We start from the raw sequence: 9,151 nt of genomic DNA, 5'->3' as shown, positions 1-9,151 counted from the left end.
CGGTCACAAACACCTTAAGTGTTTCCGGCTTGCGCCCAGCAGCAAGCGCCCGTCGTTTCAGGTCGTCGCCGGCCACACCCGCCGACGGTTGCTCGTCCAGCAGGACGACGTCGGCGACGCGGGTGGCGAAGTCGAGGTCGGCCTCGGACAGGCCGGACATGACCAGCACCGGCGTGCCCTGCGGCGAGCGCGCCACGTTGAGCGGCCCGCGCACCGAAAAGAACTCGCCCTTGTGGTCAAGCAGGTGCATCTTCTGCGGATCGTGGAAGCGGCCGCCGGACTTGTCGAACAGCAGCGCATCGGCGTCCCAGCCCCTCCACAGGCCTTGCACGATGCCGATGAATTCTTCGGCGCGGCGGCGGAAATCACCTTCGGAAAACCCTTCCGGCCGGCTGAAATTGGCGGCCTGGCGCGGATCCTGGACCATCGTCGCGTTCCAGCCGATACGGCCGTGGCTGATGATGTCGAGGGAAGCAAAGCGACGCGCCAGATTGTAGGGCTGGTGCGCGAGCGTCGAGGCCCCGGCGACGAGCCCGATCCTTTCGGTCAGCGTCGCGAGCGCCGCCAGCAGCGTCGTTGCCTCGAACGGGCTGGTTGATCGAGCGCCGTTGGCTGCGGTATCGGAAACGACGACCATGTCGACCCCTGCCGCCTCCGCTTTCCGCACGAAGCCGGCTATGCGGCGGAAGTCCAGGCCGGCCTGTCCGTCGGTGGCAGCAATGTCGAGCGAAATGGCGAGATGCATGACGCGAACCTAAGTCCGCCTTCGCGCAAGGCAAGTCCGTCGGGTCGGCCAGCGGGCCGTCACTTGCCGGCCAGCCCCTACTTGCCGGCAAGAATATCCTTGATCAGCCGCTGGCAGCGCTCGGCCATGAAATCGAGCAGCAGCCGCACTTTCGGGTCCTGCAGCTTCTTGTGCGGGTAGACGGCGGCGAACTGCACCGGCGTCGGCGGTGTCTTGGCCAGGATCACCTTCAGCCGTTGGTCGCGGATGAAAGGCTCGACCTCGAAGCGCGGCTTGTTGATGATGCCACGACCCGACAGCGCCCAGCCGGTCAGCACATCGCCGTCATCGGTGTCGTACGGCCCGTGCACCTCGAATTTCTGCGGGCCGGCCGGCGTCTGCAGCGTCCACACATATTCGCGCGCGCCGGCATAGCGCAGCATCAGGCAATCGTGCTTCTTGCCGATCAATTCCTGCGGCTCGGCCGGCTCGCCGCGCGCCTCCAGATATTTCGGCGCCGCCACCAGCACCCGCTCGCATTCCATGATGCCGCGCATCCTGAGGCTGGAATCCTCGATGATGCCCAGCCGGAAGGCGACGTCGATGCCTTCCTTCATGATGTCGACATTGTGATCCGAAAGCCTGAGCCGCACCTCGATATCAGGGTATTTGTCGTGGAAGTCCGGAATGCCGGAGGCCACCAGCCGCCGCCCGAGGCCGAGCGGCGCCGTCACCTTGATCGTGCCGCGCGGCTGGCCGGACAATGCCGAGACGGCGGCCTCCGCCTCGGTGATCGCCTCCAGCACCTGCTTGGCGCCGGTGTAGAACACCGTGCCGTGCTCGGTCGGCATCAACTGCCTGGTCGTACGATTGAACAGGCGAACGCCGAGGTGCTTCTCCAGCTCCTTGATGCGGTTGGAAGCGACAGCCGGCGAGATGCGCATGTCGCGCCCCGCCGCCGACAGATTGCCGAGCTCGACGACACGGACGAAGACGGCGATGTTGTCGAGATAGGCCATGCGTGGCTCTCATGCGGCTGCGCCAAGGTCTGGAAACCCGCCGCTTCGGCTCGGCCTGACCTGAATCTCACACCTTATACAACCCTAGTATTTTTTATTTTTTTTTGAAAGTCATCGCGCACCTCGCCTCTTTTCGTTTTGGCGCCAGACCGTAAAGTCGTGCCATCGGCAGGGACGACTTCCCAAGGGCAACACGATGCTGGATTTCGCGATTTTCTGGGACTGGCTGAGCTTCGCCGTCCGCTGGCTGCATGTCATCACCGGCATCGCCTGGATCGGCTCGTCCTTCTATTTCGTCGCGCTCGACCTCGGGCTGCGCCAGCGCCCCGGCCTGCCAGTCGGCGCCTTCGGCGAGGAATGGCAGGTGCATGGCGGCGGCTTCTACCACATCCAGAAATATCTGGTGGCGCCGGCCGAGATGCCGGAGCACCTGACCTGGTTCAAATGGGAGTCCTATGCCACCTGGCTGTCGGGCTTCGCCATGCTGTGCGTGGTCTACTATGCCGGCGCCGACCTGTTCCTGATCGATCCCAATGTGCTGCCGATGTCGGTGCCGGTCGGCATCCTGCTGTCGCTGGCGACGATCGGTGTCGGCTGGGTGGTCTACGACCTGCTTTGCCGCTCGGCGCTGGGCAAGAGCGACACAGGGCTGATGCTGGTGCTTTATGGCGTGCTGGTGTTCATCGCCTGGGGATTGACGCATCTCTTCACCGGCCGCGCCGCCTTCCTGCATCTCGGTGCCATCACCGCCACGATCATGTCGGCCAACGTCTTCATGGTCATCATCCCCAACCAGAAGATCGTCGTCGCCGACCTGATCGCCGGCCGCAAGCCGGACCCGAAATACGGCAAGATCGCCAAACAGCGCTCGCTGCACAACAACTACCTGACGCTGCCGGTGCTGTTCCTGATGCTGTCGAACCACTATCCGCTGGCGTTCGGCACCGAGTTCAACTGGGTGATCGCCTCACTGGTGTTCATCATCGGCGTGCTTATCCGACACTATTTCAACACCGTCCATGCCCGCAAGGGCAACCCGACCTGGACGTGGCTCGGCGCCGCCGTGCTGTTCGTCATCATCATCTGGCTGTCGACCGTGCCGAAGGTCCTGACCGGCGAGCCCAAGGCTTCCGCCGCGGCCGAGACCTTTATCGCCTCGGCGCATTTCCAGGCCGTGCGCGACACGGTGCTTGGCCGCTGCTCGATGTGCCATGCCGAGGAGCCGGTCTATGAGGGCATTTACCATGCCCCGAAGGGCGTGATGCTCGACACCGACGCGCGCATCGCCGAGCATGCGCGCGAGATCTACCTGCAGGCCGGACGCAGCCACGCCATGCCGCCAGCCAATGTCACCCAGATCAGCGACAAGGAGCGGGCGCTGCTGGTCGCCTGGTTCGAAGGCCAGGGAAAGTAGCATGACCTCCACCCTTCTGCGCGGCCGCACGCTGACCTTCCTGCGCTGGCCGGAAACGATCGACGACCATTCCGCCTGGCGCTACGAGGAGGATGGCGGCCTGCTGATCAGCGACGGCCGGATCGTCGCCTCAGGCGCCTATGCCGATATCGAGAAGCAGGCCGGCGACGGGGCAAGACGGATCGACCATCGCCCGCATCTCATCCTGCCGGGCTTCATCGACGCGCATGTGCATTTCCCGCAGATGCAGATCATCGCCTCCTACGGCGCCGAGTTGCTCGACTGGCTAAACAAATACACCTTTCCCGAGGAGACGAAATTCCGCGACGCCCAGCACGGCCGCCGCATCGCGAGACTGTTCCTCGACGAGATGGTGCGGCATGGCACGACGACGGTCGCCGCCTATTGCTCGGTGCACAAGGCGTCGGCCGAGGCCTTCTTCGCCGAGTCGCATGACCGCAACATGCTCAACATCGCCGGCAAGGTGATGATGGACCGCAACGCGCCGGACGGCCTGCTCGACACGTCGCAATCGGGCTATGACGACAGCAAGGCGCTGATTGCGGAATGGCACGGCAAGGGCCGCCAGCTCTATGCCATCACCCCTCGCTTCGCCATCACCTCCACGCCCGAGCAGATGGAGATGGCCGGTACGCTCTGCCGCGAGCATCCCGATCTCCACATGCAGACGCATCTCTCGGAAAACCATGCCGAGATCGCCTTCACGCAGGAGCTCTATCCCTGGTCGCGCGACTATACCGACGTCTATGAGCGGTACGGGCTCTTGGGGCAAAAGAGCCTGTTCGGCCACTGCATCCATCTCTCCGAACGCGAGGCGGATGCGCTGTCGAGCACCGGCTCGGTGGCGGTGTTCTGCCCGACCTCGAACCTGTTCCTCGGCTCCGGCCTGTTCGACTATCAGCGCTACCGCAGGCGTGACAGGGCCCTCAGAATCGCGGCCGCCACCGACGTCGGCGGCGGCACCAACTACTCGATGCTGCGCACCATGGACGAGGGCTACAAGGTGATCGCGCTGAACGGGGAGAAGCTCAACCCGTTCCAGTCCTTCTGGCAATTGACGCGCGGCAATGCCGAGGCGCTGTCGGTCGCCGACAAGGTCGGCACACTCGAGGCTGGCACCGATGCCGACATCGTCGTGCTCGACGCGCGCGTCACGCCGGCGATGCGGCTGAGGATGGAAACGGTCGGCACGCTGGCCGAGGAACTGTTTCTCCTGCAGACGCTGGGCGACGACCGCGCCGTGCGCGAGGTCTATGTCGCTGGCCGGCCGGCCAAGAGCACTATCGCGATCTAGCATTCCGGCTTGACCCCACGGCAAGCATCGGCCAAAGCGTGCGGCGACATTGACAGGGGAACGACATGGCCGTTGCCGACGACATCGCTCTGATCAAGAAACAGGAGGCCACGCTGGTCTTCCCCGGCTTCGACGAGGCCGTCGCCTTCGAGGTCGGCGCGGCGATCCGCAAGCGCGCGCTGGCCGAGAACCTGCCGATCATCGTCGACATCAGGACCTTCGACCGGCCGCTGTTCTACGCCGCGATGCCGGGTTCGAACGCCTCCAATCCCGACTGGGCCCGGCGCAAGATCAATGTGGTGAAGCGGTTCCTGAAAAGCACCTACCGCATGGTGCTGGAGCAGCAGCGCCCCGACCGCACCTTCAAGGTCGGCGAGGGGCTGAATGTCGCCGACTATGTGCTGGCCGGCGGCGGCTTTCCGGTCACCGTCAAAGGCGTGGGCGTGATCGGAGTGATTGCCGTTTCGGGCCTGCCGGAGCGTGAGGATCACGGCATGGTGGTCGACGCGCTGTGCGCGCATCTGGGCGCCGACCGCAAACAATTGGCCCTGGCGCCGGAAGCACAATGACAGACCCAAAATCCTTCCTGACGTCGATCTTCAACGCCGCGGTCGCCGCCGCCGATCCGGAAAAGACGATCCGCGACCATCTGCCGGCAAGGCCGAAGGGCCGCACCATCGTCATCGGCGCCGGCAAGGGCTCGGCGCAGATGGCAGCGGCCTTCGAAAAGGTTTGGGACGGCCCGATCGAGGGACTGGTCGTCACTCGCTACGGCTATGGCGCGAAGTGCGAGCGCATCGAGATCATCGAGGCGGCGCATCCGGTGCCGGATGCGGCCGGTCTCGAGGCCTCGCGCCGGCTGCTGGAGAAGGTGCGCGGGCTGACGCCGGACGATCTTGTCGTGGCGCTGATCTCCGGCGGCGGCTCGGCGCTGCTGCCCTCGCCCGCTCCGGGCCTGGCCCTGGCCGACGAGATCGCCGTCAACGAGGCGCTGCTTGCCTCCGGCGCGCCGATCGCGGCGATGAACACGATCCGCAAGCATGTCTCCACCATCAAGGGCGGCCGGCTGGCGGCGGCGGCGCATCCGGCCAAAGTGGTGTCGCTGGTCGTCTCCGACATCCCCGGCGACAATCCCGCCCTCGTCGCCTCAGGCCCGACGGTCCCCGACACCGGCAGCCGCGAGGATGCGCTGGCGTCGATATCAGCCTGTGGCATGAAGCTGCCGGCAGCAGTCATGGCGCACATCAATTCGCCGACCGCCGATGCGCCGCGTCCGGACGATCCGGTCTTCGCCGGCAACGAAGTGCATCTGATCGCGTCGGCCGGCGTTTCGCTGGAAGCCGCCGCCGCCGAGGCGAAGCGGCAGGGAATTGAAGCCGTCATCCTGTCCGATTCCATCGAGGGCGAGGCGCGCGAGGTCGGCGGCGTCCACGCCGCCATCGCGCGCGAGGTAGCGACGCGCGACCGCCCGTTCGCCAAGCCGGTGCTGATCCTGTCGGGCGGCGAGACGACGGTGACGCTACGGGCAAAAGGCAAGGGCGGCCGCAATTCGGAATTCCTGCTCGCCTTTGCGATTGCCATTGGCGGCCTGGACGGCATTCACGCGCTGGCGGCGGACACCGACGGCATCGACGGCTCGGAGGACAATGCTGGCGCCTTCGCCGACGGCTCGACGGTGGCGCGCATGCGCGCCGCCGGCATCGACGCCAAGGCGATGCTCGCCGGCAACAATGCCTGGACGGCCTTCAATGCGATCGGCGATCTTTTTGTGCCGGGGCCGACGGGCACGAACGTCAATGATTTAAGGGCGATTCTCGTCCGTTAACGCGCGCCGCATTGCCCTTGCGCAAGCGTCGGCGCTGCCCCTCATCCGCCTGCCGGCACCTTCTCCCCGTATAGTGACGGGGAGAAGGCAGCTGGCTACGAAGGGGCAATGAGGGGCGGCGCGAACCTGTCGATTTCAACCAAAGTTGAATGAGGGCATCCGAAGAGGCGCACCGAAGCATAATTGATCAAACCGCCATCAGCCGTTTCACCTCTCTCATATCCTTGAGGAATCGTTCCCGCTCGGCTTCCTTGTCTTCCTGCTCCCGGATGCGCAGGATGAAGGATGGGTGGATGGTAATGAAGACGCGCAGGCCGTCTTCGCGCTCGATCACCTCGCCGCGCATCTTCGTCACCGGCACCGCCTTGCCGAGCAGCGCCTGCGCCGCGGTCGCGCCGAGCGCCACCACCAGATTTGGCTGGATGAGATCGAGTTCCCTGTCCAGCCACCAACGGCAGGCCTGGATCTCACCGGCATTCGGCTTGGAGTGGATGCGGCGCTTGCCGCGCGGCTCGAACTTGAAATGCTTCACCGCATTGGTGACGTAGGTTTTGCGCCGCTCGATCTCGGCATCGTTCAGCGTGGCGTCGAGGATCCTTCCTGCCGGGCCGACGAATGGTTTGCCGGCCACATCCTCCTGGTCGCCCGGCTGTTCGCCGACGAAGACCACCTCGGCATTCTCAGGTCCCTCGCCGAACACCGTCTGGGTGGCGTCGCGCCACAGCGGGCAGCGGCGACAGGGCTTCGCCGCAGCGCGCAGTTCGGCTATCGAAGCATCCTCGCCAAGGACCGGTTTGGCATCGTCCAACCCGCGCCTGACTGGTGCCTTCGCCTGGTTCGTGGCGGCCATCCCATGCCTCATCCATTCCAGGGTGAAATGGACGGGGCGGGCGATGGTTCCGCTCACACCTCGTGCAGATACAGGTGGTAGTCCAGCTCGCTGACAGTGCGGGCGACGCGCAGATATTCGGCCTGCTTGATCGCGACGAATGTCCGGTGCAGATCGGGGCCGAGCGCCTCTTTCAGGAAATCGGACGCCCGCGCCGCCTCGATCGCGGCGCGCCAGTCCACCGGCATGATGGTGCGCGTTACGGCCGCTTCGTAGCCGTTGCCGGTGGTTTCCGGACCGGGGTCGAGCCCTTCCTCGATGCCTTTCACAATCCCGGCGAGCACGGTCGCGGCCACGAGATAAGGGTTTGCGTCGACACCCGACGGACGGTGCTCGATGCGGCGGTTCCTGGCGTCGCCAGCCGGCACGCGCAGCGCCACCGAACGGTTGTTGACGCCCCAGGTCGGCGCCACCGGCGCGTAGGATTGCGAAACGAAGCGCCGCCATGAATTGGCATGCGGCGCAAACACCAGCATGGATTCCGCCATGGTCTGGATCAGGCCGCCGAGACCCTGCAGCAGCGGCGGCGACCAGCTCTCGCCACCGGCTTCGGCAAACACATTTTTTCCGGCATCATCTTGCAGCGAAACATGGAAATGCATGCCAGAGCCAGCGTATTTCTCGATCGGCTTGGCCATGAAGCAGGCGGTGACACCGTGGCGGCGCGCCTGCGCCCTGACCAGCCGCTTCAGCATGACGAGGTCGTCAGCTGCCCGCATCACATCCTTGCGGTAGTTGAGCGTCAGCTCGTACTGGCCGGGCGCATATTCGGAAATCACCGTCTCGGCCGGGATGCCTTGTGCGCTGGCGGCGGCATAGATGTCGGAAAACAGCGGCTCCATGCCGTGCAGATGGTCAACCGAATAGACCTCGGTCTTGGCCGAGCGGCGCCCGTCGAGCACGGCATGCGCCGGCTGCACCTTGCCGTCGGCATCGCGCTCATTGGCAAGAAGAAAAAATTCGAGCTCGAAGGCGCCGGCCGGACGCAGCCCCTTGGCCGCCAGGCGCTCGACCTGCCGCTTGAGCGCCAGGCGGGGATCGGACGACATCGGCTGGCCGTCGAGATGGTGCATCGCCATCAGCACCTGGCCGCGCGGCGGGTTGGTGCCATACAGCGGCACCAGCGTGCCGGGGATTGGCCATGCCCTCAGATCGCCATCACCGGTGTCCCAGACCAGGCCGGTCTCGTGCACGTCCTCGCCGGTGATGTCGAGGCCGAGAATCGAGATCGGCAGGTGCCGGCCGGCCTCGAAAATGCCCATCAGCTCGTGCCGGCGCACGATCTTGCCACGGCCGATGCCGTTGGCGTCGGTGAGCACGATGTCGAAGGCCTCGATTTCGGGGTGGGCATCGAGAAAGGCTTTCGCCTCGCGGGGCGTCGAGCCCGAAGGTGAGGTCATGATCGAACTCTGCTTTGGCCTGGCCGCCAATCTTCCGCTGCTTGTCTCATGCCGCAAGCCTTGCCGCAACCGTCGCGAAAGCGGTGATCAGCCTGTTGACCTGAGCCGCCGTCGTGGCCGGCGAGATCAGCATCATATTGTGGAAGGGCGCGATCAGAACGCCCCGGTTGGCCAGCGCGACGTGGATGGCGGCCTCCAGCTCCGGCGCGTGCGCCGCCTCCGCCTCGCCGCCGTTGCGCAGCGGGCCCGGGGCACAGATGAACTCGACCCGGGCGCCGACGCGGGCGACATGCCAGGGCAGACGGTAGCGGTCGATGACGGCCGTCAGCCCGGCATCCAGCCGCCGCGCCAGCCGGTCCATGCGGGCATAGGCTTCCTCGGTCATCACCTCCTCGAGCGCCGCGCGCATGGTGGCGAACTGCAGCGGATTGGCCGACAGCGTCGTGCCCATGCCGGAATAGCCAGGCGCCTTCACCCTGTTGTAGGCGGCGTAGCGGCTGGCGACCTCGTCGCTCAGGCCCCAGACGCTCGCCGGCACGCCGCCGGCCAGCGGCTTGCCAAGCAC

General features: G+C 65.6%; 9 protein-coding genes. 4 read left to right on the top strand and 5 right to left on the bottom strand.

What is annotated here, in order from left to right; all coding sequences use genetic code 11:
• On the bottom strand, positions 1-745 hold a 745-nt coding region (locus EN781_RS16750; protein WP_127400159.1), incomplete at its 3' end, for an LLM class flavin-dependent oxidoreductase.
• Between the two features lie 77 nt (positions 746-822).
• Positions 823-1,743, bottom strand: a complete 921-nt coding sequence (locus tag EN781_RS16745; protein ID WP_126056977.1) for a LysR family transcriptional regulator — start codon at positions 1,741-1,743, stop codon at positions 823-825.
• A 196-nt stretch (positions 1,744-1,939) separates the two neighbouring features.
• Here EN781_RS16745 and EN781_RS16740 point away from each other — a divergent pair, with 196 nt between their 5' ends.
• From EN781_RS16740 to EN781_RS16725, 4 genes are all read left to right on the top strand, one after another.
• Entirely contained in the window at positions 1,940-3,157 is a 1,218-nt protein-coding gene (locus EN781_RS16740; RefSeq protein ID WP_126056978.1) for a urate hydroxylase PuuD, read from the top strand.
• A gap of 1 nt (position 3,158) precedes the next feature.
• Positions 3,159-4,472, top strand: a complete 1,314-nt coding sequence (gene guaD, locus EN781_RS16735) for a guanine deaminase (protein ID WP_126056979.1) — start codon at positions 3,159-3,161, stop codon at positions 4,470-4,472.
• Positions 4,473-4,537: 65 nt separating this feature from the next.
• Positions 4,538-5,041 carry a heme-degrading domain-containing protein gene (locus tag EN781_RS16730; RefSeq protein ID WP_126056980.1) on the top strand — a complete coding sequence of 168 codons (504 nt, stop codon included), beginning with the start codon at positions 4,538-4,540 and terminating at the stop codon, positions 5,039-5,041.
• The gene (locus EN781_RS16725) at positions 5,038-6,297 is read left to right on the top strand and encodes a glycerate kinase (RefSeq protein WP_126056981.1); all 1,260 of its coding nucleotides are present in this window, start codon (positions 5,038-5,040) and stop codon (positions 6,295-6,297) included. The genes EN781_RS16730 and EN781_RS16725 overlap by 4 nt, the downstream gene beginning before the upstream one ends.
• A 187-nt stretch (positions 6,298-6,484) precedes the next feature.
• Here EN781_RS16725 and EN781_RS16720 read toward each other — a convergent pair whose 3' ends face one another.
• The 3 genes from EN781_RS16720 to EN781_RS16710 all read right to left on the bottom strand — a co-directional run.
• The gene (locus tag EN781_RS16720) at positions 6,485-7,147 is read right to left on the bottom strand and encodes a UdgX family uracil-DNA binding protein (protein WP_126056982.1); all 663 of its coding nucleotides are present in this window, start codon (positions 7,145-7,147) and stop codon (positions 6,485-6,487) included.
• Positions 7,148-7,200: 53 nt separating this feature from the next.
• Positions 7,201-8,586 carry a glutamine synthetase family protein gene (locus tag EN781_RS16715; RefSeq protein WP_126056983.1) on the bottom strand — a complete coding sequence of 462 codons (1,386 nt, stop codon included), beginning with the start codon at positions 8,584-8,586 and terminating at the stop codon, positions 7,201-7,203.
• Positions 8,587-8,632: 46 nt separating this feature from the next.
• Positions 8,633-9,151 (bottom strand): aminotransferase class III-fold pyridoxal phosphate-dependent enzyme (locus EN781_RS16710; protein WP_127400158.1); only part of this gene is annotated, 519 nt, incomplete at its 5' end.

Source organism: Mesorhizobium sp. M4A.F.Ca.ET.090.04.2.1 (genome assembly GCF_003999085.1).
Lineage (GTDB): Bacteria > Pseudomonadota > Alphaproteobacteria > Rhizobiales > Rhizobiaceae > Mesorhizobium.
The sequence above is the reverse complement of the archived record's forward strand: the minus strand, read 5'-3'. Positions and strand labels throughout refer to the sequence as shown.